Here is a 23,462-nt window from a genome sequence, read left to right as displayed (position 1 = left end):
CCAGCTCGCTCCGGGTCGGAGCCTGAGGGATGAAGGCGCGTCCTGTAGAGCTGCCCCACATCCGGGGCAGCGACCGCCCAGATCCGTCTCCCACATTTGGGAGGGGTGCCACCCGAATTCCGTGCCCCACATCCGGGGCAGCTCTACAGCGTCCGAACCAGTGCACGGGGGTCGGGCGCCCAGGATCGCGCAGCAGGCGCTTCACTCCACCCAGGAGCCTCCGCGCAGCACCCGTACCACGTTGAGGTCGTCGTCGAGCACGACCAGGTCGGCGCGGAGGCCGACCTGGAGGGCGCCGACCCGGTCGCCCAGACCGATGGCACGGGCCGGGGTGGTGGCCACCATCCGGGCCGCGTCGGCCATCGGAATCCCTGCGTGCACGGCGTGCCGCAGCGCCGCGTCCATGGTCAGCGTGCTGCCGGCGATCGCGCCGTCGCGGGCGAGTCGGGCCACGCCGTCGGTCACCGTGACGGCCTGACCGCCCAACTCGTACTCACCGTCGGCCATTCCGGCGGCGGCCATCGCGTCGGTGATCAGTGCGGCCCGGTCGGGGCCGGCGGTGGCGGTGGTGAAGGTCAGGACGCCGTCGTGCAGGTGCACCCCGTCGGCGACCAGTTCGCAGATCACGGTGGGCGCGTCCAACAGGGCCACCACCGGGCCGGGCTCGCGGTGGTGCACGGGCCGCATGCCGTTGAACAGGTGCGTACCCACGCTCGCGCCGGCCGCGATCGCGGCGCGGGTCTGCTCGTAGGTGGCGTCGGTGTGGCCCACTGCCGCCACCACGCGGTGGGTGGTGAGCAGCTTGATCGCCTCCAGCGCGCCGTCGCGTTCCGGGGCGAGGGTGACCATGCGGATCGCGCCCCGACCCAACTCGATCAGCTCGGTCAGTTCGTCAGTGGACGGGTCGCGCAGGTACTCCGGGTTCTGCGCCCCGCAACGGGCGGCGGAGAGGTAGGGGCCCTCGAAGTGGACGCCCGCCAGCACGCCCTCGTCGACGAGCGGCGCGAACGCCTCGGTGGCCGCGCGCATCACCGGAAAGGGTGCACTGACCAGGCTGGCCAGCAGCGTGGTGGTGCCGTGCGCCAGGTGGAAGCCGGCCGCCGCGCGGGCCTGGTCGGCGTCGCCTGTGGTGAAGGTGTGCCCGCCGCCGCCGTGGGTGTGCATGTCGACGAAGCCCGGCAGGATCCAGTGCCCGTCGCGGACCGACGGATATTCGGCCACGGCCGTGATCCGGTCGCCGTCCCACTCGACACAGCCCTGCCGGACGACACCGGTCGGGGTCACCACTCGGCCGTTCACCCGTACGGTCATCGCTCCTCCTGATGGTCGGGGACGCGGGTGGCGTCCCTGTCCCGGACGCCCGCGGCGTCCAGCGCGAGCAGGGCGGCGCCGAGGCAGCCGGCCTCGTCGCCGAGGGCCGCCGCGACCAGCCGCGGCTCCCGGTGGAAGGTCATCCGCTCGTGCAGCGCCGCCCGCAGCGGGCCGAGCAGCCCGTCCCCTGCCTGGGCCAGGCCACCGCCGAGCACGATCGTCGACACGTCGAACAGCGCCTGCCCGGTGGCGAGGCCGTCGGCGAGGGCATCGACGGCCTCCTGCCAGACGCGGGCGGCGAGGGGTTCACCGGCGGCGGCCCGCTCGGCCACCATGGCTGCCGTCACGGCAGCGCCCGGTGACTGCTCGGCGCCCGCGGTCGAGGACGCCGCACCCGCCCGCGGATGGTCGACGAGCTCCGCGTAGCGGCGGCCGATCGCGGCGGCCGAGGCGACCGCCTCCAGGCAACCGGGCCGCCCGCAGCCACAGCGCGGGCCGTCGGGACGGACCAGGATGTGGCCGATCTCCCCGGCGGCGCCGTGCGCTCCGACTCCGGCCACACCGTCGACGACGTGCGCGGCGGCGATGCCGGTCCCGATCGCCACGAAGAGCACGTGCTCGGCGTCGCGTCCGGCGCCGAGCCGGGCCTCGGCGAGGCCACCGACGCGCACGTCGTGGCCGAGCGCGGTGGGCAGTCCGAGCCGCGCCACCGCCAGGTCCCGCAGGGGTACGTCCCGGAAGCCCACGTTCGCCGACCAGACCGCGACCCCACGCGCCTCGTCCACCACGCCGGGGACGGCGATGCCGATCGCGACCGGAGTGAGGCCGTCGGCGCGGGCCGTGGCGGCCAGCCCCTCCGCGACGTCCAGGATGGTGTCGACCACGGCGGCCGGGCCGCGCGCGGCGTCGGTGGGGTGTCGCTCGCTGTGTACGACGACGCCGTCCGGCCGCACCAGGGCGCACTTCATGCCGGTGCCGCCGACGTCCAGCGCCACGACCACCCTGTCGCTCACGCCAGCACCACGGACCGGCTGACGTGTCGGGGCGCGTCCGGGTCGAGGCCCCGGCTGGTCGCCAGCGCGACCGCGAAGCGCTGCGCCAGGATCAGGTCGGCCATCGGGTCGACCGGGGTACGACCGGCCGACCAGCTGCCGAGCACCGTGCGCCAGCCGTGCGTACGGCTGTGCACGAAGGCCGCGCCGGTGGCGGCCACGTCCTCGGGCAGCCCGTCGGGCAGCTCGCCGAACGCCCAGACCAGCCGGCCCGGCGCGGCGATCGAGATGGGGCCGTGCCGGTAGTCCATCGCCGGGTACGCCTCGGCCCAGAAGGTGGCCGCCTCGCGGCACTTCAGCGCTGCCTCCTGCGCGAGGCCCACTGTCCAACCCCGACCGAGGAAGGTGACCTGCCCGATGGTGGCCGGGTCGATCGGCAGCGGGGAGCGCACCGCCACCTCGGCGTCGGCGGCGAGCGCGGCCACCGGGTCGCCGAGGTGTGCCCGGAGCAGGGCCAGCGCGGTCGTCGCGAAGCGGGTCTGCACCACCGACCGCTCGTCGGCGAAGGGCATGGCGACGGTGGCGGCGGCCAGCTCGACCGCCGGGGAAGCGGGGTCGCCGACGATGACTGTGGTGGGCGTACGGCCGCGCAGCGCGGCGAGCAGCTCCAGCACCTCGGTGGTGGTGCCGGAGCGGGTGATCGCGATGAGTCGGTCGTAGCGGCGGCCGGCGGGGAACTCGGACGCCTGGAACGCGTCGGTCTCGCCCTGGCCGGCCTGTTCGCGGCGGGCGGCGTACGCCATCGCCATGAACCACGACGTGCCGCAACCGACGACGGCGACCCGCTCGCCGGGGCGCGGGAGGTCGTCGCGGACGACGCCGGACAGCTCGGCGGCCTCCCGCCAGCAGTCGGGCTGGCTCGCGATCTCCGCGTCCACGTACGCCATGGGAAACTCCTCGCCGGGCCGACCTGTCTGCGCAATACGGCGCGTTACACCCGTATTTCGCGCGTTATTCTGCGCGAAGCGGGGTGGCCGTGGCAACCGACCGGCCGATCGCGCAGAACAGCCTTTTGCGCCAGGCTAGTTTCGCGCACTAGTGTGCACGCAATCAATCACCGATCGTGCAGTCATTGGGAGGGCACCCGAGGTGGACCGGTACGCCAGGTGGAACGCCCTGCTGGAGATGCTCACCGACAACGGCCGGGTCAGCGTCGAGGCGGCCGCCGAGCGGCTGGACGTCTCCCAGGCCACCATCCGGCGCGACTTCGACCAGCTCGCCCAGCAGCAGATGATCACCAGGACCCGGGGTGGTGCGGTCGCCAACGGCGTTTCGTACGACCTGCCGCTGCGCTACAAGACGGCCAAGCACTCGGCGGAGAAACAGCGGATCGGCGCCGCCGCAGCGGCGCTCGTCGCGCCCGGCACCGTGGTCGGCCTCAACGGTGGCACCACCAGCACGGAGGTGGCCCGGGCCCTGGCCGTCCGTCCGGACCTGAACACCAGTGCTGAGGGCGCCCAGCTCACCATCGTGACCAACGCGCTGAACATCGCCAACGAGCTGCTGGTGCGGTCCCGGATGAAGGTGGTGGTGGCCGGCGGGGTGGTGCGCCCGAAGTCGTTCGAGCTGGTCGGCCCGCTGGGTGGTGCGCTGCTGCGTGAGGTCACCCTGGACGTCGCGCTGCTCGGCGTGGACGCGATCGACCCGCAGCTCGGCGCCGCCGCCCACCACGAGGGCGAGGCGGCCATGAACAACCTGATGGTGGCCCGCGCCAAGCGGGTCGTGATCATCGCGGACTCGTCCAAGTTGGGCGGTCACGCCTTCGCCCGGATCTGCCCGGTGGAGCGCGTCGAGACGCTGGTGACCGACTCCGGCGCCGACCCGGAGGTGGTGGACGCCTTCCGGGCGGCCGGCGTGCAGGTCGTCTGCGCCTGAGCGGTCACGCTCCGTCGATGAAACGCATCGATCGGCGCGTCGATGCATACCGCGTATTGCGCAGCGCTGCATACCGCGTATGGTGTCGGCTGTCACGCCCACCCATCGGGGGAGGTGCAGCTTGCCAGCTGTCCTGGAGATCGAAGGTCTACGTAAGACGTACAAGAGTCGTCGACGCGGCACCCGCAACGCGCTCGACGGCTTCGACATGCGGGTCGACGCGGGGCAGGTGCACGGCTTCCTGGGTCCCAACGGCTCCGGCAAGACCACCACGCTGCGTACGCTGCTCGGCCTCATCCGGCCCGACGGCGGTCGGATGACGCTGCTCGGGCACGAGGTGCCCGCCGCGCTGCCCACAGTTGCCGGCCAGGTCGGCGCGATCGTGGAGAGCCCGCAGTTCTTCCCGCACTTCTCGGCACGGGACACGCTGTCCCTGCTGGCCGGGGCGGGCGAGGTGCCCGCCGCGCGCGTCGACGAGGTGCTCGAGCTGGTCGGGCTGCGCGACCGGGCCGGTGAGCGCGTCAAGACGTACTCGCTGGGCATGAAGCAGCGGCTCGCCGTCGCGTCCGCCCTGTTGAAGAACCCGAAGCTGCTCATCCTCGACGAGCCGGCCAACGGCCTCGACCCGGGCGGCATCCGGGAGATGCGGACGCTGATGCGGACGCTCGCCGAATCCGGGATGACAGTGCTGCTGTCCAGCCACATCCTCGGCGAGATCCAGCTGATCTGCGATTCGGTCACGATCATCTCGCTCGGCCGCCGGGTCGCCTTCGGCCCGGTCGACGAGGTGCTCGCCCAGCACTCGTCCGGCGCCGTCCGGGTCCGCCTGGAGGCGGTGAGTGACCTGCCGACGGCCACCGAGGCCCTCACCCGGGCCGGGGTCCGAGTCACCGGGCACCCGGACCACCTGATGCTTATCGGCGTCGACAAGCCGGCCACGGTGACCCGACTGCTCGCCGAGCAGAACCTGTACGTCAGCGAGCTGGCCCCGATCGCGGTCGACCTGGAGAGCGTCTTCCTCGAACTGACCGCCACCGCGCCGGTCCCCGGCCAGGCCCGCCAGGTCGACGAGTCCATGAAGGTCGGTGGGACGGGTCAGCCCGGCGCCACCGGAGGAGGGTGGGGCGCGTGAGCCTCTTTCGGACTGAGTTGCGCCGACTGACCAAGCGGCGCTTCAGCCGCTACATGACGCTGCTCGGCCTGCTGGTGCTGGCCGCGGTGGTGGTCGGTGTGTTCTTCACCAACCAGAAGATCGACGCCGGCCAGCTCGCCAAGGCCGAGCGCCAGGCCGACCAGCAGTACCAGGATCAGGTGCGCTGGGCCGAGCAGGAGCGGGTCAACTGCGAGCAGGCCAAGACGGCCGGTACGCCTAACGACGGCCGCTACCCCGACGACTGCTCGGTGATCTCGCCCCCGTCCCGGGACCAGATCGACGCGAAGTGGTTCCTGCCCTCGACGTTCAACTTCCGGGAGACGTTCGACGCGACGCTCATCCCGTTCGCGGCGATCCTCGCCCTGGTCGGGTTCATCGTCGGCGCGTCCTTCGTCGGTGCCGAGTGGAGCACCGGCGGCATGATGAACCTGCTGCTCTGGCGGCCGAAGCGGCTCACCGTGCTGTTCACCAAGCTGGCCGCGCTGCTCACCGGCATCCTGGCGGTGACGCTGCCCGCCGCGGTGCTGTGGTTCGCCGGGTTCTGGGCGGTGGCCAGCTTCCGGGGCAGCACCGAGAAGATGACCTCGGGGGCCTGGCAGTCGTTCGCCCTGACCGGGCTGCGAGGCGTGGCACTGGTGCTCGTGCTCACCACCATCGGGTTCGCGCTGGCCTCCCTGGGCCGACACACCGCGATGGCCCTCGGCGGCGTGGTCGCGGTGATGGTGGTCTTCCAGTTCGGCCTGGGCATCCTGCTGGAGATGGCAAGCGTGCAGTGGGCCCAGGCGTGGCTGCTCCCCACCTACCTGCTGGCCTGGATGACCAAGAAGGTGACCCTGCAGGACTACGACTCCTGCAACTTCAACTACAGCGGGGAGTGCAACCCGCCGACCCTGGACATCACCTGGCAGCAGTCCTCGGTGCTGCTCGTGGTCGGGACGGTCGTGATCCTCGGTGCCGCGGTCTGGAGCATGCGGCGGCGAGACATCACCTGACGTACGACGACAGCGGCGCGGCCGGCCCGGCCGTCGGGTGTTCCCGACGTGCGGTGCCGGCCGTGCCGGCTACTGCGACAGTGGTCGTCCCTGGTTAGGCTGACCGTCATGCCCGCCGACGCCGCCCCGACCGCTCCCGAGCCGTCCACCGACGCTCGTCCGGGCGACCTGACCGGCGCTGGCACACCGAGCGTCCCGACCCCCCGACCGGCGCCGCCCGTCGAGAGCACCGACGACGCCCGGCCGGCCGAGGACACCGCACCGGCCGACGACGAGGCGCAGCCCGCCGAGCCCGCGGTCGGCCTGACCACCCGCGAACGGGCCATCCTCGCCTTCGAGCAGCAGTGGTGGCGACACGCCGGCGCCAAGGAGCAGGCCGTCCGGGACACCTTCGGCATCTCCTCGACCCGGTACTACCAACTGCTCAACGGACTGCTGGACAATCCGGCGGCGCTGGCCGCCGATCCCGTGCTCATCGGCCGGCTCCGCCGGCTGCGCTCCTCGCGGGCCCGCAACCGCCGACGCTGACCGCCGCCAGCGCTACCTCTTCTCGTACCCCTGCAGGCCGTTGCCGATGGCGAAGAACGTCGGCGCCCACTCGCCGATGAAGATGCCCCAACGGTCGGCGCGCGCCACGCCGGCCTTCTCCAGGTGCCTGGAGAGGAACCAGCTGGCGAACGAGAGACCGATGCTGGCGAAGCCCGCCATGTACATGTGATCCGCCTTGAGCCCTGATTCGTGCAACCGCTTCAACACGCGATCCCCCTGTCGCCGACGGCGGCCCCGACGCGCCCTCCCACCTGCGGAGGAACACCACGGAGGCCAGACATCTGTCACGCTACCGCCGGTGCCGCCGCACGAACGCCGGTTGCCGCGATACCGGGCCGGGGCAGGAATGCGGCAAGGTCCCGGGGGTACGCGACGTCCCGTCCCGGCCGCCGTCGTGCGGCGCGGGGCCGACGGAGGGAGCGGGCGATGAGGGGCAGCAACCCGACGGGGGTCGCGGCGTTGATGCGGGTGTGCTCCGCGTCCACGCCGGCGCCGGGCCGGTCGGTAAACGAGGACCTGGTGTTCCAGTTCGGCCCGCTTGTCGGTGTCCTGGACGGCGCGACAGTGCCGGACGGCTTCGACACCGGCTGCGTCCACGGGCCGGAGTGGTACGTCCGGCACCTGGCCGCTCGGCTCGGTGTGGCCGAGGCGGTCCGTCCGGCGGCCCGCCTGACCAGCAATCTGGCCGCGGCCATCCTCGCCGTCCGTGCCGATCACGGTGGGCAGTGCGACCTCGACCACCCGGGCACCCCGTCCAGCACCGTCTGCCTGCTGCGCGACTGCGGCGACCAGGTGGACTACCTCGTGCTCTGCGACAGCCCTCTGGTGTTGGATGTCGGCGGGCAGGTAAGCGTGGTGACCGACGACCGGCTGGACACGGCGATGGCCGAGCTGCGGCAGACGGTCGCCACCGTGCCGGCAGGTACGGCCGACCCGGTCGCGCGCTTCCGGCACGCGGTGGGCGTCCAACGGGAGCGGATGAACCGCACCCACGGCTACTGGGTGGCGGCGGCCGACCCGGACGCGGCCTTCCACGCGGTGACCGGCACGGTGCCCCGCCGAGGTGCGGCGGCCCTGCGCCGGGCGGCGCTGCTCAGCGACGGTGCGTCCAGCGCGGTCGAGCAGTTCGGGCTGACCGACTGGACGGGACTGCTGGACCTGCTGAGCGCCGACGGGCCGGCCGCCCTGCTCGGCCGGGTCCGGGACGCCGAACGCGATCACCCCGACCGGCTGCGCCGGCACAAGCCCACCGACGACGCCTCGGTCGTGTTCTGCGAGTTCGAACCGGCCGGATGACAACGGAGCGTGATGAGGAACACCCGGCCCGCCCGACCGGCCGGTACCGCTGGCCGGACCGCCAGTGGATGCCCAATGGGGTGGACTTCGGCCGATGGGGGCGGCAGACTGCGGCACGTGGCGGGTGCGGTCCGGCTGGAGCCGGTGGACGAGCGGAATCTGGAGCCGTTGCTCTCCGTAGCGGCTGCCGAGGCTGAGCCGGGCGAGGTGATGCCCCCGGTCGAGGCTCCCGCCGGCTGGTCGCTCGCCCGCCGGGAGGCGTTCCGCGAGTTCCACCGGGCGAGCTTCGCCGGCCTGGACGGCCCGACCGGCTCCCAGATGTACGCGATCCTCGTCGGCGGTGAGGTGGTCGGCATGATCCGGATGACGCGCTGTGACGAGCCCGGCACGGTGGAGACGGGCATGTGGCTCGGCCTCTCGGCACGTGGCCAGGGAGTGGGCGCGGCCGCCCTGCGAGAGTTGCTCAACGTCGCCGCCCGGGCGGGCATGCGGGTCGTGGTCGCCGAGACGACGGCGGACAATGTCGGTGCGGTCGCAGTCCTCGAAAAATGCGGTGCGAAACTGCGCGAGGACGGCGGAAAGGTGCACGCCGAAATCTGCCTGGATTCGACACCTCCCGCCCTCTGAATACCGCGCCAGCCTTTCGTCGTTGCTGGCGTTCCCCGAACTGACCCCCGCGCCGAAGGCCGGCGGTGACCCGGTAGGGCCACCGCCGACCCTGCGATCAGGCCGGGAGCCGGACGATGTCGTAGTCGACGTCCGGGCCGGGCTCGACGTCGAACCGGCCGTTCACCACGTACAGCGCCGAGCCGAGCAGGTCGCCGGTGGCCGGCGACCGCAGGGCCGGGCCGGTGATCTCCCGCCGCACCACCCCGGCGGTGTAGCGGGCGTTCAGCCCGACGACCGCGACGACGTTTGTCAGGTTGCGGATCACGTAGAGGGTGTGGCCCCGCAGCACCAGCCCGTCGGCCCGGTCCACCGAGTAGCCGCCGAGGTCGAAGACACTGCTCGTGCCGGTGCGCGGGTCGACGCGTACCAGCTGGCCGGTCAGCATCTGCGCGACCAGCAGGTCGCCGTCGGGCAGCGCCACGATCCCGTTGTTGAACGCGTCGGGCGTCGCAGCCGGGCCGCTGAGTGGCAGGGTCCGCACCGCGCCGGTGGCGGGCAGCCGCCCACCCGGAAGCAGCGGTACGACGTACAGCACCGGACGGGCCGAGTCGGTGAAGTAGACGGCGCGTCCGGTGATCACGAGGTCGTTGACGATGCTGCCCGGCTCGTCGGTGAACTGGTAGTGGGCCAGTTGGGCGCCGGTCTCGCCGTCGTGGACGCTTGCCGCCCCGGCCGAGAAGTCGGCGCTCCACAGCCGGCCCCGCTCGTCGAGCTTGAGGCCTGCCTTCTCCCGGCCCGGCGTGCCCTCGATGAGCACCGAGCCGCGCCCGGTACGCAGATCGCCCCGCCAGACCGCGCCGTTCCCGACGGACCCGACGTAGACGGTCGTGCCCCGGCCGATCGTCAGCCCCTCGGGGGAGAACCCGTCGGGGAGGGCGATCCGGGACGGGAACGGCGTCGTCGGGTGCGCGGTCGCCGCCGAACCAACAGTGCTGAGGGTGGCCGCCGCCACCAGGGGGACGACGAGAAGAGTGAGCAGCCTGCGCAAGAGGAACACCGCCTGTCGTCGAGTGGATCTCTCCACTGAGGAATGTGTCGCTCTGCTAACGCTCCGGGTACGGCAAAAGGTTGGGTCGATGTTCAGTCCCGGCCGGCGGCGTACGCGGCGAGCCACGCGACCTGGGCCGGGTCCAGCGACGGGCGGACCCGTTCCCGCGCGACCGCCACGTGCGCGGCGGTGACGGTGGCGGCGGCCAGGGACTCCCGCATCGCCGCGAGCGCCGCCTCCCGGACCACCGCCGCGCAGTCCGCCGCCGAGAAGCCGGTCAGCTCCGCGCCGAGGGCCGCCAGGTCGACGTCCGGCGCCAGCGGCACGTGCCGGGACGCGGCCCGCAGGATCTCCGCGCGAGCCGGCCCGTCCGGCGGCGGTACGTAGACCAGTCGTCCCAACCGGCCGGGTCGCAGCAGCGCCGGGTCGACCAGGTCCGGCCGGTTCGTGGCGCCTACCACCACCACGTTGCGCAGCGTCTCCACCCCGTCCAGTTCGGTGAGCAGCGCGGCGACCACCCGATCCGTGGTGCCCCCGTCGGTGGCCTGCCCGCGTACCGGCGCCAACGCGTCCATCTCGTCCAGGAAGATCAGCGTCGGCGCGGCCTCCCGGGCCCGGCGGAACAGCTCCCGTACGGCGCGCTCGCTCTCGCCCACCCACTTGGAGAGCAGCTCCGCGCCCTTCACCGAGAGCACGTTCGCCCGCCCCGACCCGGCGAGCGCGGTGACCAGGTACGTCTTGCCGCAGCCGGGTGGCCCGTAGAGCAGCACGCCGCGCGGTGGCTGCACGCCGAGGCGGGCGAACGTGTCCGGGTAGGTGAGCGGCCACAGCACCGACTCGGTGAGCGTCTGCTTGACCTCGGTCAGGCCGCCGACGTCGTCCAGGGTCACCGACGCCAGCTCCAGGGTGGACGCGGCCATCGTCGTCGGCCGGACCACCTCCAGGGCGGCCGCGAAGTCGGCCATCGCCACCGTCGGCGTCCGCGCGGACTTCTGGCGCAGCGCCGCGCGTACCCCGGCCTCCCGGACCAGCGCGGCCAGGTCCGCCGCCACGAACCCGGGGGTACGCGCGGCCACCTCGTCCAGCCGGACGTCGTCGGCGAGCGGTACCTGCCGGGTCAGCACTGTGAGCTGTTCGCGGCGCAGGGCCGGGTCGGGCAGCGGGACGCTGATCCGCAGCGACAGCAGGTCCGGTGCGCGCAGCGCCGGGTCGACAGCCTCGGGCCGGCCGGTGGTGCAGACCACTGCGACGCCGACCCGGACGGTCTCCGCGAGCACCTGTCGGAACACGGTGGCCAGCGGGCCGGGCTCGTCCGCCGGGGCCAGCGCCTCCACATCGGTGACCAGCAGCACCGCCGGTCCGCCTGCCCGGACCGCCGTCGCCGCGGCACGCAGCCGGTCGGTGGCGGCCTGGTTGGTGAGCGCGGCCACCTCGGGCGCCCACAGCGGGTGGACGCGGGCGCCCACCCGGGCCGCGACCGCTCGCACCAGCGCCGACTTCCCGGAACCGGCAGGCCCGGACAGCAGCACGCCCAGCGAGATGGTGGTGCCCAGCCGGCCCAGCACCTCCCGGTGGTGGAAGCCGAGATCGAACAGCTCGGTCAGCTCCTCGGCCTGGGCCCGCAGGCCGGGCAGCTCGTCCACGTCGGGAGCGTCGGGTGCGTCGGGCGTCCGGTCGGCCGTCGGCGCCGCATCCACCGCCGCGGCCGACCGGGCGGGGACGGGCTCACCGTGGGTGGCCGGGCCGTGCTCCCAGGCGACCACCGTGTCCATGGTGACGAGCGAACCGGCGGACGGGTCGACGGTGACCACTGTGAGCAGGGTGCTGGTCCAGGCGAAGCCGACGGTGGTGGCGAGGCTGCGCCGAGCCGCCTCGACGAGGCTGCGCGTCGAGGCGTCCGGCAGCACGTCCTGCGGCAGCAGCGACACGTCGTCGCCCGCCGTGACCACCTTGCCGAGCAGGGCGAGCCGGAGCATCTCCGGGCTGACCGCCGCCACCACCTCCACCGGCCCGGTCAGCGTGACCCGACCCGCCGGGGTCAGCGGCAGCGGCGACACCCGCACCGAGGCGCCGTCCCGCAGGCCCAGGTTGCCCAGCGTCAGGTCGTCGGCGTACAGCAGGGCGCTGCTCGCGTCGCCCCCGGCCGCCGCGGCGATCCCGGCGGTCTCCCGGCGACCTGCCAGACGTACCGGGTCGCCGGGGCGCAGCCCCAGGGCGGTCAGCGCCTCCGGGTGCAGCCGCACGACGCCCCGTCGGGCGTCCAGCGCCGCGGGCCGCAGGCTCGCCGTCAGGGTCAGGTCGGGTTGGGCCACCGCCCGACCGTAGCCGCCGTCCGCCGGTCGAGGCGATCAGCGCCGCGGATCCAACTCGTCCAGCAGCGACGGGTCCCGCCGGATCAGCTCCGCCAGGCGGGCCGCCGGGTCCGGGGTCAACCCGTCCGGGCCGGGTGCCCACTCCGGCACCGTCCGACCGGACAGCGGCCAGGACGGCGGGGGTTGCACCGGGGCCGCCGGCGGTTCCGGGCCGACCGTGACGTCCGCGCCGTTCCAGGACACCCGCATCGGGTACGTCCGACCGTCGTACTCGACGCGGACGGTCACCGCCAGGCCCGGGTGGACGCCGACGACCTGGCGGACCGCCTCGGCGACCTCCTCGACCGGACCCCATCCGACGTCGCCGACGCTCTCCCGTTCCGCGTGCCGACCGTCGTGCCGGGCGGGCCCGGCGTTGCGCCCACCAGTGGCGGGGTCCTGCCCAGCGGTCGGGCCGGGCGGTGGCGCGGTGTCGTCACGATCGGTGACCCGCCGGCGCAGCGCCTCCTCGCGCCGGGCCAGCCGGGCCAGCGTCTCGTCCAGGTCGCCCCTCACCAGATCACCCCTTCCCGCCACGGCCGGAGCCGGTCGGCTCAGGCCTTCCTGTCCCGGGTGGCCCGCTCCAACGCGCGATCCAGGACGACCAGCAGGGCGTCCCGCACCGAGAGCCGGTCCCGAGCGTCGAACTGCACCAGGGGCACGTGATCACCGATGGCGAGCGCCCACCGGATCTCGCCGAGTTCCAGGGCCAGTCGCCCGTCGAACGCGTTCACCCCGACCACGAACGGCAACCCGGCCCGCTCGAAGAAGTCGATCGCCGGGAAACAGTCGTCCAGCCGGGCGCTGTCGACCACCACCAGCGCGCCGAGCGCACCCCGGGCCAGGTCGTCCCACATGAACCCGAACCGTGCCTGCCCAGGAGTGCCGAACAGGTAGAGCTTCAGGCTGCGGTCGATGGTCACGCAACCGAAGTCCATCGCCACAGTCGTGGTGGTCTTGGTCGACCGTACGCCCGGGTCGTCCACGCCGATCCCGGCGCTTGTCATCTCGGCTTCGGTGGTCAACGGCGCGATCTCGGAGATCGCCCCGACCGTGGTGGTCTTGCCCACCCCGAACCCGCCGGCGACGAGAATCTTGACCGGCACGGGCGGCGCCGCCGGTGACCTGTTGGTCGGCCCGGCGCCGGCCGGCGGCCGGTACGGCGGTGGCGGCCCGGCCGGCGGCGGCGTGGCACGCCCGACCGCTCCCGGAGTGCCCGGGGCCGTGCTGTATCGGGCGGTGGCGCTGTTGCCGGCGAGTCCTCCGATCGGGACGACAGGCCATTCAGGAGATCGCACGAAGTCCATCAATCACTCGCAGGATGAGGTCGGGGTCGAAGGCGTCGTTGGCGTCGGTGACATGTACGTCCAGGTGCCCGGCGGCCCGCAGGTCGCCGACCAGGACCCGGGTCACGCCGAACTGCAGCCGGGTCCGGGCGGAGAGTTCGGCCACCGAGATCGGCTCGACGGAGAGCGCGATGATCGCCTGGAGCTCCGGCGCCAGCAGGCCGACCGGCGGTTCGGTCCACCGGCCGCCGTCCGGGCGCAGGGTCACCTGCGTCTCCAGCCCGATCGCCGGATCCGCGCCGGCAACCCGTCCGGAGGTGAGCACGAACGGTCGCGGACCTGTCGGGCCGTCACCGCCCTGCTCCGGCTCCGGCGCCGCCGGCGCGCCGCCCCCACCCGGGTGCGGCGTGCGCAGGTAGGGGCGGATCCGGGTCCCGGGCTCCGGGTCCGGATCCTCGCCGGCGACGTCGGGCGTCACTGCTGGACGGCGTTCTTCAGCTCGACGATCAGTCGCGGGGTCAGCGCGCCACCGGCCCGACCGGCGAAGAGCGTCATCTCGTACGCGACTGTGCCCAGGTTCGCCGACCGGTCGGCGACGACGCCGAGCACGGAACCACTGCTGATGGCGCTGATCAGCAGGTAGCCGTCGGCCATGTCCACGATCACCCGGTTCAGGCCGCCGAGCGCGTACCAGCTGGCCGCGCCGCCGGCGAGGCTGGTCATGCCGGAGACCACGGCGGCCAGCCGCTCCGCGTTGGACCGGTCCTTGATCGCCGACATGGCCATCAGCAGCCCGTCCGAGGAGACCGCGATCGCCTCCACCACCCCCGCCGTGCTGGAGGTGAAGGAGTCCAGCAGCCAGTTGAACGTGCGCGCCTCGGGACTGAGGTCCCCGACGCCGGGCTGGCTCTGGTGGTCGACGTTGTCGTGCAGGAAGGGGCTGGTCACCGTGATGATCCTTCTTCGTTCCGACGGTCTGGGCTGACTTCGAGGAGAGCACGGGCGACGCCCGCCTCGAACTCGGTGATGAGGTCGCGTACCTCGGCCGGGTCCCCCAGGTGGGTGCTGGGCGGCTGGCAGGGCGGGGAGACAGTGAGGTTGGCGCCGGGCACCCGGCGGCTCAACCGGGGACGACCCCTGGTGACTCCGGCGGTGTCCGCCACCGTGGGGCCGAGGCCGCCCGGGGTGGCGGGCAGGTCGACTGTCGCGCCCGGGTCCGCCACCGTGGGGTCGGAGTTGGTGGCCGGCTCGGTGGCCGGCCGCATCGACCACTGCCCGCCGGGGCGGCCGGCCGGCGGGACGCTCAGCTCCGCCCGGCGTACACCGGACTGGAACGCCTCGACAAGTGCGCGGGCGGCGTCCGGGTCGGCGCCTGTGGCGTCGACAGGCCTGGCCGGCGCGGCGGAGGCGGGAAGGCTGGCCCCGGGCACCCGCTGCCGCACGCGGGGGCCGGAAGCCGCACCCGCCGCCGTCGTGGAGGTCGTCGTCGGCGTCGCAGCTACGGTTGCGGTTGCGGGGCTGTCCACGACGGCGGCCGGACCCTGTGCCGCAGCGACGGGAGCGCCTGTGTCCACCGGTTCCCGGGCGCCGAACGCGTCCCAGGAATGGCCCGACTCCAGGCTGCGGGTGGCCCGGCTGAGCAGGTCCGTGTCGAATCCGGCGGGCGCCGCGACGGCGGTACGGGAGCGGGCTTCGCGGGTGGAGTCGAGAGCCGGCCGTCGCCCCCGGTCCGGTACGGCGGCCCGGGCAACAGTCACCCCGGCTCGGTCGGCGCGGCGCACCACCAGCGACGTCTGCGGGATCTCCACCTGCGCTGTCACCCCGCCACCCACCGTTGCGGCAAGGCTCACCTCCCAGCCGTGACGACGGGCCAGCCGGCCCACCACGAAGAGGCCGAGCACCTCGGTCGGCGCCAGGTCGAGACGTTCGCGCCTGGTGAGCCGGGCGTTCTCCTCGGCCATCCGCTGTTCGCTCATGCCGATGCCGTTGTCGATGACCGTGATCCGGGCGCCCCGTCCGGAGGTCTCGCCGGCCACCAGCACCCGGGTGTGCGGCGGGGAGAAGACCGTCGCGTTCTCCATCAGCTCGGCCAGCGCCAGGACGAGGTCACCGATGACCGCGGGAGCGGCGGCGATGCCCGCCGGCACCTGCACCTCGACGCGGGTGTAGTCCTCGATCTCGCCGAGCGCCAGCCGGACCACGTCCGCCAGTGGCACCGGCGCGGTGTGCGCGTCGGCGCCGGCCGAGCCGGAGAGCACCACAAGGCTGCCGGCGTTGCGCCGCAGGCGGCTGGAGATGTGGTCGAGCCGGTACAGGTGCTCCAGGCGACCCGCGTCGGCCTCCTGCTGCTCCAGCCGGTCGATGAGCGCGAGCTGCCGGCCCACCAGATTCTGCGTACGCCGCCCGACGTGGCCGAACATCTGCGCCACGTTGCGCCGGCCGGCGACCTGCCGCTCGACGAGCTGAGCCGCCGTGTTCTGCACCCGGTCGAACGCCTTGGCCAGGTCACCGATCTCGTCGTTGGACCGGATGACCACCGGCTCCAACCGGACCGACTGGACGTGCTCCATCTCGTCGTCGGTGACCCGGACCAGCTCCGCCTCGGCGACCCGGGCGACCCGGTCCGCGGAGCGGGTGAGCTGCGTCAGCGGTCGGGCCACCGTCCGCGCGACAGCCGCGCTGAGCAGCACCACGAGCGCCAGGATCAGCGCCGCGGCGGCACCCACCAGGTACGCGGCGGTCAGCGCGCGCCGCTGGTCGGCCTTCACCTCGGCGAGAACGTCGGCGACGAGCTTCTTCTCGACGAACTGCCCGAGCCGGATCATCGTGCGGACGGCCGGGAACAGCGCGTCCATCGGCACGTCGCGGACCGCGCCTGCTGGGTCCCGAGCGCTGGTGATCAGGAAGTCGGGGCTGGTACGCGCGGCCACCGCCGCGTCGTTGAGCTGGGCCACCTTGAGCTGCTCGGGCGTGATCAGGGTACGGAAGCGCAGGTTGTCGACCTGGAGGGCGGCGATGCAGGCCACGTACCCGGCTGTGGTGTCCGGGCTGCCGATCGCCTTGACGAGGATGCTCAGGGTGGCGCACGCGCCCAGGCCCTCGTCGGCGCGCAGCAGCCCGTCCAACGCGAGCACCTGGCGGCCGGGCAACGTCTCGGTGTCCACGCTGTAGACCAGTCGCAGCGACTCGATCAACCCCCTGTTGACGGGGCCGAACGCGTCCATCACCTGACCGGGGTTCGCGACTCCGGCCAGCACGGCCGTCCGCAGGTCGACGAGACTGGACACCCCGTTGAGCGCGTGGTCGACCCGCTCGGTCAGCGCGTCGCTGCCGTCGGCCCGCAGGTCGGCCACCCGGTCGTCCACGTCGGCGGCCTTGCGGATCAGTTCGGAGCGTTCGACCCGGCCGAGGAGGAAACCGACCGACAGGATGCGTTCCTGTTGCAGGTCCTGGACGAGGCTACCGACCCGGCTGGCGAGCCGTACCTGCTCGGTGATGTCGGCGGCGCGTTGCGCGGCGGCCACCCGCTCCAGCACCACGGGCACCGCGAGGCCGACCATGCTGAGCAGCGGGATCACCACGAGCAGCGCGAGCTTGCCGCGGATCCGAAGCCTACCGAGAAGCATCGAACGGCCCCCACTGCGCGAGGATCGGCTCCTGGACCGCGCCGACCGGCTGCAGCGGTCGAGGGTCGGCCGGTGGACCGGTCGGGGCCGGCGGTTGCCAGGGGTCGCCGGGCGGCGGGGCGGCGGGGCTGCCGGCGTCCGGCGTGGCGGCCCGCCGACGTGCGCGTCGACCGGCGGCGATCAGCAGCCCGGCGAGCCAGGCCAGCAGCAGCGCGGCTGCCACGCCCGCCCCGCCGGCCAGCCAGCGGTCCCGGGCCAGTCCGTCGGTCCGCTCGGTGAGCAGCGCGTCCAGTTCGCCGAGGATGACCGGCTGGAGCTGCCGCGCGGCGTTTCGCGAGTTGAGTGCGGCGGCGGTCAGTTGAACCTGGTCGATGGCGCCGCTGGCGCTCGGGGTCGAGTACAGGGCCAGCGTCTCCACGGACCGCTGATAGGAGTCCAGTGGGGTCAGCACGTTGGCGCCCAGGTCGGTGCTCTCCGAGCTGTCCACGGCGGAGCGCAGGTTGTCGACCACGTCTCCCGCAGGCGCCAGGGCGGCCACCCGCAGACCGGTCAGCTCCATGAGGCCGCGGGTCCGTTCGGCGGCCGGTCGTCGGGTGGCGAGCGCGCCCAGGTCCGCGAGTCGGCCGGCGGCCACCACCGCCTCGGGCAGCTTCTGGCCGGCGCTGTCCTGGAGGAAGAACGAGTCGGCGCCCGGGTCCCGGCCCAGCCCCGAGCTCTCCCGGACCTTGCCGTGCAGGGCGAGCAGCAGGTCGGTGACCTCGCCGTACGCGGTGTAGGCGGCTTCCGGGTCGGCGGGGCTGCGGCCGCGCAGCGCCTCCACCTTGGCCCGGAGCCCGGCCCATCTCTCCTGGCTGCGCAGTTGCCCGCCGATGCGGGCGTCCACCGAGGCGGCCTGCTCGACCGCACGGGTCAGCGGCTCGCCGGGGACGGGGCGTCCGGCGACAGCCGCGGACTGGGCCTCCACCAGCGCCTCGGTGACCGGAGCCAGGGCGCGCAGGTACTGCACGCCGAGCCGCTCGGAGTCGGCCAGGCTCCGATCGTCGCCGGTCTGCCGCCAGGTGGATGCGAAGAGCAGCCCCACCGGCGCCAGCAGCGCGACGATGAGCAGCAGCGGCAGCGACCGGCCCAGCACGGACGTCCGTCGACGGGCCCGCGGCGCGGGGACTGTCATGGTGTGTCTCCTCCGGCGTCGGGCGGGGGATCGGCGCGGTGTCGGGCTCGCCGACAGGTCCCGTCCACCGGACCGGAAAACTAACCGAACCCCGCGTGGGCCGGTTGGTTGCCGGTGAGTCAGGTTTGCGTCAGTTCGAGCGATGTCACCGTTCGTCACGGTTGCGCGCACGCTCTGTCCCGTCCGTGGGTGTGACATGAAGGGATCGAGGGTGATATCCGCGTTAGATCGGAATTCACGGGATCCGAACTCAACTCACTGGCCCGCCACGGACGATGCGCGATTGCACCGGCCCGGAGCACCGATCGGGGCAACCGGACGGACGTACGGCGGATCTCAGCCAACGCTCAGGCTGTGAGCCGTACCGTGTGCCGCATGAGAGCGCCGTCGCCGGCCGCGTGGTTCCGGCGTGCCCTGCCCACCCGCCGCCGCGTGATCGCCGCGGCGGTGGTCGTCGTGCTGCTGGCGGCCGCCGTGACCTGGGCGGTGTGGCCGCAGGGATCGGACGTACGCACCCAGAGCGCGATGCTCACCGTCCGCTCCGGACCGTCCGGTGACCAGCCCGTCGACCTGGACACCACCCTCTACCTGCCGGATGACGCGTCGTCCGGTCGGAAGGTCCCGGCGGTGCTGTTGGCGCACGGGTTCGGCGGGACCAAGGAGTCGGTGCGTTCCGACGCCGAGGAGTTCGCGGGGCGCGGGTACGCCGTGCTCACCTGGACCGCGCGGGGTTTCGGCCGCAGCGGCGGCGAGATCCACCTGGACAACCCGGACTACGAGGTGCGCGACGCCCAGCGGCTGCTGGACTGGCTGGCCGCCCGGCCCGAGGTACGCACCGACGCCCCCGGCGACCCGAAGGTAGGCGTGGTCGGCGGCTCGTACGGCGGCGGGTTGGCGCTGCTGCTTGCCGCCCAGGACCGCCGGGTGGACGCGATCGTGCCCATGATCACCTGGAACGACCTGTCCCGGGCGTTCCTGCCGGAGAGCACCGGTGGAGCGCCCACCGAGGGCGTGTTCAAGAAGGGCTGGGCGGGTCTCTTCTTCGGTGGGGGCGGCAACGTGGGTTCCGGCCCGGCCGGACTCTCCGGTGCGACAGCCGCCCAGCCGCAGGGGGCGCCGGCGTCGGCCGGCCCGCCCAGCCCGGGGCCGGGCCAGGGTCCGGGCACCGGTTCCGGGGGCGCCCCGGCCGGTGCCGCCGATCCGTCCTGCGGACGGTTCGCCGCCGACGTGTGCGCCGCGTACCTGCGGATCGCCACCGCCGGCCGCGCCGACCAGGCGGCCGTGGACCTGCTGCGCCGCTCCAGCCCGGCGGGTGTCCTGGATCGGATCAAGGCCCCCACCCTGCTGGTGCAGGGCGAGGCGGACACCCTCTTTCCCCTCGATGAGGCGGACGCGAACGCGAAGGGCATCGCCGCCACCGGCACCCCGGTACGCGTCGCCTGGTTCACCGGCGGGCACGACGGCGGCAGCGGACCCCGCTCCGACGAAGACCGGGTGAAGTTCCTGACCGTCCAGTGGCTCGACCACTACGTCAAGGGCGAGGGGAACGCGCCGGGCGACGACTTCACCTGGTCGCGGATCGCCGGCTTCGACGCGCTCGACCGGGGTCTGGTAGCCACCGGTTTCCGCCGGGCCGACTATCCGGGCCTGACCGGCAACGCCCGCCGCGACGTCACGGTCGCCGGCCCGGCGCAGCCGATCGCCAATCCGCCGAACGGCAACCCGGCCGCCATCTCCTCGATCCCGTTCGCCGGTGGCCTCGCCTCGCTGCTGGACGGGGTGGCCGGCGACGTGCCCGGCCAGCACGCGCGCTTCGAGTCGGCGCCGCTCACCGAGGCGGTCGACGTGGCGGGAGCGCCAACGGTGACCGTCCGGGCCGCCTCGCCGACCGGGGAGGCGGTGCTCTTCGTCAAGCTCTACGACGTAGACCCCGACGGCACGGCGACGCTCCCGAACGGACTGGTCGCCCCCGTTCGGCTCACCGGCCTGCCGAAACAGGTCCAGGACGCCCGCCCGGTCACCGTGACGCTGCCCGGGATCGTCCGCCGGGTCGAGGCCGGGCACCGGCTGCGACTGGTGGTCGCCAGCTCCGACCAGGCGTACACCACCCCGGCCGCGCCCACCGTCTACACGGTGGCCGCGGACGGCGCGGTCAGCCTGCCCACAGTCGCCGGCGAGCCGATCCCCACCGCGGCGACGATCTGGCGTTGGGTGCTGGCCGGCCTGCTGGCCGCCATCGTGATCGGGCTCGTCGTGGTCGTCGCCGTGGTCCGCCGCCGGCACCGACGCCAGGACCGCTCCGTGCATCAGGAGTACGCGGACACGCCGCTGGCCGTGCGCGCGCTGCGCAAGGAGTACGCCGACGGCTTCGTCGCGGTGTCGAACGTGGACTTCGAGGTGCACCCGGGTCAGGTGGTGGGTCTGCTCGGGCCGAACGGCGCCGGCAAGACCACCACCCTGCGGGTGCTGATGGGGCTGACCCAGCCGACCGCCGGGGAGATCTACGTGTTCGGCCGTCGGCTGGTGCCCGGCTCGCCGGTGCTGTCCCGGATCGGGGCGCTGGTGGAGGGGCCCGGATTCCTGCCGCACCTGTCGGGTCTGGACAACCTGAAGGCGTACTGGCGGGCCACCGGCCGGCCCTGGGAGGACGCGCACTTCGACGCGGCCCTGGAGATCGCCGGGCTGGGCGACTCGGTGCACCGAAAGATCAAGAACTACAGCCACGGCATGCGTCAGCGGCTCGCCATCGCCCAGGCCATGCTGGGCCTTCCCGAGCTGCTGGTGCTGGACGAGCCGACCGACGGGCTCGACCCGCCGCAGATCGCCGAGATGCGCCGCGTCCTCCAGCGCTACGCCACCGATGGTCGGGCGGTGCTGGTCTCCAGCCATTTGCTGGCCGAGGTCGAGCAGACCTGCACGCACGCCGTGGTCGTGAACAAGGGCCGGATCGTGGCGTCCGGGCCGGTGCAGGAGATCGTGGGCGAGTCGCCGAGCGTGCTGTTCGACGTCTCCGACCCGGTGGCGGCGCGGGCGGTACTGGACCGGCTGCACGGCGTACGCGTGCTGCCGGAGAGCGACGGGCAGCTCGTGGTGGACACCAACGGCACCGCCCGCAGCGAAGTGGTGGCCGAGCTGGTGCGTGCCGGTATCGGCGTGGACCGGGTGGTGCCCCGGCGACGCCTGGAGGACGCGTTCCTCGCCCTGGTGGGCGACAACTCACGGGGAAGCGGTGACAGGTGATGGTTGTTACCGACGCGGGTGAGGCCCGGGGCTACCGGCCCTCGGCCACCATGCCCTTCGCGGCGGAGTTCCGCCGGCAGGCGTCCCGGCGGCGGACCCAGCTCGCACTCGGGTTCATGGTGCTGCTGCCGCTGATCATCCTGGTCGCCTTCCAGTTCAACTCCGGCGGTGACGACGACAACGGCAACAACGAGTTCGCCAGCCTGGTCGACCTGGCCACCTCCGGAGGGCTCAACTTCACCCTCTTCTCCATCTTCGTGTCGGCGTCGTTCCTGCTGGTGGTCGTCGTCGCGCTGTTCTGCGGCGACACGGTGGCCAGCGAGGCGAGCTGGGGCAGCCTGCGCTACCTGCTTGCCGTTCCGGTGCCCCGGGCCCGCCTGCTGACGGTGAAGCTGGTGGTCGCGCTCGCGTACTCGGGTCTGGCCCTGCTGCTGTTGGCCGGCACCGCCCTGCTGGCCGGCACTCTGCGCTACGGCTGGTCGCCGCTGCGCAGCACCGTCGCCGCCGAGCTGGAGCCGGGCGAGGGGCTGCTCCGGCTGCTGGCCGTGCTCGGCTACCTGGCGGTCGTACTCCTGGTGGTGGCCGGTCTTGCGTTCCTGCTGTCGGTGACGACGGACGCCGCACTGGGCGCGGTCGGCGGAGCGGTCCTGCTCTGGATCCTGTCCAGCATCCTGGACCAGATCACCGCCCTGGGCGCGCTGCGCGACTTCCTGCCAACCCACTTCAGCACCGCCTGGCTGGGACTGCTGTCCACGCCGGTGCAGACCGACGACGTCGTCCGCGGCTGCATCTCGGCGATCAGCTACGCCACGCTGTTCTGGGGACTGGCGTTCTGGCGGTTCACCCGCAAGGACATCACGTCGTAGCCGCCCTCCAGGCGCTGACGCCGATCCGGCCGGTGTTGCCCACGTCGACAGGCCCATCCGGGTCGATCTCCTGGGCCGGCTGCCCGGCGGCGGGCGCGACAGTCAGGTACGCCCCGGCGGTGGCCACCACCTCGGAATCGGTGACCAGGTTGCGCCAGAGGACGGTGGCGACGGCCCGCTCGCCCCACTGCAGCGTCACCGGCTTCGGCGGCTGGTCGAAGCCCGACGTGATCTCCTTTGCACCGTTGACCACACTCAGGATGATCGGCTTGCGCTGCTCGTCCAGGACCCACAGCACCGGGTAGCCGTTGAGCTGGTAGGGGCGCCCACCGCAGTTGATCAGCTCCACGCCGAGGGCGCGCAGGCCCATCGCCGCGTCCCCTCCGGTGGACCGGATCCGCACGCCGGAGGCCGGGCAGTTGGCCAGCGGGTCGATGCTCGCCGACGGGGCCGCGGTCACGCGCGGGGGCGGCGGCGGGCCCGGGGGATCCCCGCCCTGATAGCCCTCCTCGCCGATGGTGCAGGCGGCGAGCAGGAGAACTGCCGCGACCGCAGCGACCGCCGCGCTGGCCCGTCGCCGTGCTGCCGTCTGTCTGATCATCCGCCGATCCTCGCCCACGAGAGCGTCCCCCGCCGCCCGCCCCCGCCCGCGCCGCCCGCCCCCGCCGCCCGTCCGGCCCGTGCGGGTCGCCCGCGCCGCCCGCCCCCGCCGCCCGTCCGGCCCGTGCGGGTCGCCCGCGCGTGCGGCCGGCGTGCCGTCCGTCCGGCCCTCGTGCGTTGCCCGCGTGCCACCCGCGCAACGCCGTGCCGCGCCGCCCGGCCCGCGCGCGTACTGCTGGCCGGAGCCTATAGAGCTGCCTCATATCTGGGGCGGCGTCACCGCCCCTCCCACTGCGGCCACAACCCCCGGACCGAGGAGATCTTGGACAGTTTCCGTCATTGGGGCGGGCTCAACCGGTGGTTGCAACACCCTTCCGTTTTCTTCGTTGGGGTGGTTATGGCGTCGAGGTTGAGCCCGCTGGAGCGGGAACAGATCG

General features: G+C 73.4%; 21 protein-coding genes. 8 read left to right on the top strand and 13 right to left on the bottom strand.

Annotated elements, in window-relative coordinates; all coding sequences use genetic code 11:
• Positions 1-201 precede the first annotated feature (201 nt).
• Genes nagA through ACGFIE_RS22840 form a run of 3 tightly spaced genes read right to left on the bottom strand, consistent with a single transcriptional unit; the run spans position 202 to position 3,250 of the window.
• Positions 202-1,311, bottom strand: coding sequence for an N-acetylglucosamine-6-phosphate deacetylase (gene nagA / locus ACGFIE_RS22850; protein ID WP_393297579.1), 1,110 nt, complete (start codon positions 1,309-1,311; stop codon positions 202-204).
• On the bottom strand, positions 1,308-2,279 hold the full coding sequence (locus ACGFIE_RS22845; RefSeq protein WP_393298100.1) for an ROK family protein: 972 nt from the start codon (positions 2,277-2,279) through the stop codon (positions 1,308-1,310). Before ACGFIE_RS22845 ends, nagA begins: the two co-directional genes overlap by 4 nt.
• A 41-nt stretch (positions 2,280-2,320) precedes the next feature.
• Positions 2,321-3,250: an SIS domain-containing protein gene (locus ACGFIE_RS22840; protein ID WP_393297576.1), complete on the bottom strand. Its 930-nt coding sequence runs from the start codon at positions 3,248-3,250 to the stop codon at positions 2,321-2,323.
• Between the two features lie 202 nt (positions 3,251-3,452).
• Here ACGFIE_RS22840 and ACGFIE_RS22835 point away from each other — a divergent pair, with 202 nt between their 5' ends.
• From ACGFIE_RS22835 to ACGFIE_RS22820, 4 genes are all read left to right on the top strand, one after another.
• On the top strand, positions 3,453-4,238 hold the full coding sequence (locus ACGFIE_RS22835) for a DeoR/GlpR family DNA-binding transcription regulator (RefSeq protein ID WP_363684693.1): 786 nt from the start codon (positions 3,453-3,455) through the stop codon (positions 4,236-4,238).
• Positions 4,239-4,359: 121 nt separating this feature from the next.
• On the top strand, positions 4,360-5,370 hold the full coding sequence (locus tag ACGFIE_RS22830) for an ABC transporter ATP-binding protein (protein ID WP_393297573.1): 1,011 nt from the start codon (positions 4,360-4,362) through the stop codon (positions 5,368-5,370).
• Positions 5,367-6,383, top strand: coding sequence for an ABC transporter permease subunit (locus ACGFIE_RS22825; protein ID WP_393297570.1), 1,017 nt, complete (start codon positions 5,367-5,369; stop codon positions 6,381-6,383). The genes ACGFIE_RS22830 and ACGFIE_RS22825 overlap by 4 nt, the downstream gene beginning before the upstream one ends.
• Before the next feature lie 108 nt (positions 6,384-6,491).
• A complete protein-coding gene (locus ACGFIE_RS22820; RefSeq protein WP_393297567.1) occupies positions 6,492-6,911 on the top strand; it encodes a DUF3263 domain-containing protein in 420 nt (139 codons plus the stop codon).
• Between the two features lie 12 nt (positions 6,912-6,923).
• On the opposite strand, the gene ACGFIE_RS22815 is transcribed toward ACGFIE_RS22820, so the two are convergent.
• A complete protein-coding gene (locus ACGFIE_RS22815; protein WP_363684685.1) occupies positions 6,924-7,139 on the bottom strand; it encodes a hypothetical protein in 216 nt (71 codons plus the stop codon).
• 219 nt (positions 7,140-7,358) lie between these two features.
• On the opposite strand from ACGFIE_RS22815, the gene ACGFIE_RS22810 reads away from it, so the two are divergent.
• Positions 7,359-8,228 carry a hypothetical protein gene (locus ACGFIE_RS22810; protein WP_393297564.1) on the top strand — a complete coding sequence of 290 codons (870 nt, stop codon included), beginning with the start codon at positions 7,359-7,361 and terminating at the stop codon, positions 8,226-8,228.
• Between the two features lie 117 nt (positions 8,229-8,345).
• Complete coding sequence (locus ACGFIE_RS22805; RefSeq protein ID WP_393297561.1) at positions 8,346-8,855, top strand: GNAT family N-acetyltransferase; 510 nt, start codon at positions 8,346-8,348, stop codon at positions 8,853-8,855.
• 97 nt (positions 8,856-8,952) lie between these two features.
• Here the strand turns inward: ACGFIE_RS22805 and ACGFIE_RS22800 are convergent, their stop codons facing one another.
• From ACGFIE_RS22800 to ACGFIE_RS22765, 8 genes are all read right to left on the bottom strand, one after another.
• Positions 8,953-9,885 (bottom strand): superoxide dismutase, encoded by a 933-nt coding sequence (locus ACGFIE_RS22800; protein WP_393297558.1) that lies wholly within the window; start codon positions 9,883-9,885, stop codon positions 8,953-8,955.
• A gap of 92 nt (positions 9,886-9,977) precedes the next feature.
• Positions 9,978-12,197 (bottom strand): AAA family ATPase, encoded by a 2,220-nt coding sequence (locus ACGFIE_RS22795; RefSeq protein ID WP_393297555.1) that lies wholly within the window; start codon positions 12,195-12,197, stop codon positions 9,978-9,980.
• A gap of 36 nt (positions 12,198-12,233) precedes the next feature.
• Positions 12,234-12,752: a hypothetical protein gene (locus ACGFIE_RS22790; protein WP_393297552.1), complete on the bottom strand. Its 519-nt coding sequence runs from the start codon at positions 12,750-12,752 to the stop codon at positions 12,234-12,236.
• Positions 12,753-12,790: 38 nt separating this feature from the next.
• Complete coding sequence (locus tag ACGFIE_RS22785) at positions 12,791-13,543, bottom strand: ATP/GTP-binding protein (protein ID WP_363684673.1); 753 nt, start codon at positions 13,541-13,543, stop codon at positions 12,791-12,793.
• Positions 13,521-14,000, bottom strand: coding sequence for a DUF742 domain-containing protein (locus tag ACGFIE_RS22780; RefSeq protein WP_393297549.1), 480 nt, complete (start codon positions 13,998-14,000; stop codon positions 13,521-13,523). The genes ACGFIE_RS22785 and ACGFIE_RS22780 overlap by 23 nt, the downstream gene beginning before the upstream one ends.
• Positions 13,997-14,470, bottom strand: a complete 474-nt coding sequence (locus ACGFIE_RS22775; protein WP_363684669.1) for a roadblock/LC7 domain-containing protein — start codon at positions 14,468-14,470, stop codon at positions 13,997-13,999. The genes ACGFIE_RS22780 and ACGFIE_RS22775 overlap by 4 nt, the downstream gene beginning before the upstream one ends.
• Entirely contained in the window at positions 14,467-17,148 is a 2,682-nt protein-coding gene (locus ACGFIE_RS22770) for a nitrate- and nitrite sensing domain-containing protein (RefSeq protein ID WP_393297545.1), read from the bottom strand. Before ACGFIE_RS22770 ends, ACGFIE_RS22775 begins: the two co-directional genes overlap by 4 nt.
• Positions 17,135-18,319: a hypothetical protein gene (locus ACGFIE_RS22765; protein ID WP_393297542.1), complete on the bottom strand. Its 1,185-nt coding sequence runs from the start codon at positions 18,317-18,319 to the stop codon at positions 17,135-17,137. The genes ACGFIE_RS22770 and ACGFIE_RS22765 overlap by 14 nt, the downstream gene beginning before the upstream one ends.
• A 375-nt stretch (positions 18,320-18,694) precedes the next feature.
• Between ACGFIE_RS22765 and ACGFIE_RS22760 the strand changes: the two genes are divergently transcribed.
• Positions 18,695-21,559, top strand: a complete 2,865-nt coding sequence (locus ACGFIE_RS22760; protein WP_393297539.1) for an alpha/beta fold hydrolase — start codon at positions 18,695-18,697, stop codon at positions 21,557-21,559.
• A complete protein-coding gene (locus ACGFIE_RS22755) occupies positions 21,559-22,425 on the top strand; it encodes an ABC transporter permease (RefSeq protein ID WP_393297536.1) in 867 nt (288 codons plus the stop codon). The genes ACGFIE_RS22760 and ACGFIE_RS22755 overlap by 1 nt, the downstream gene beginning before the upstream one ends.
• Here the strand turns inward: ACGFIE_RS22755 and ACGFIE_RS22750 are convergent.
• Positions 22,415-23,026, bottom strand: a complete 612-nt coding sequence (locus ACGFIE_RS22750) for a DUF4232 domain-containing protein (RefSeq protein ID WP_393297533.1) — start codon at positions 23,024-23,026, stop codon at positions 22,415-22,417. The two genes, ACGFIE_RS22755 and ACGFIE_RS22750, sit on opposite strands and share 11 nt — an antisense overlap.
• Positions 23,027-23,462 lie beyond the last annotated feature (436 nt).

It is taken from the genome of Micromonospora sp. NPDC049275 (genome assembly GCF_043197115.1).
In the GTDB taxonomy this organism is placed as follows: Bacteria; Actinomycetota; Actinomycetes; order Mycobacteriales; family Micromonosporaceae; genus Micromonospora.
This window is presented reverse-complemented; position numbering and strand designations above follow the sequence as displayed.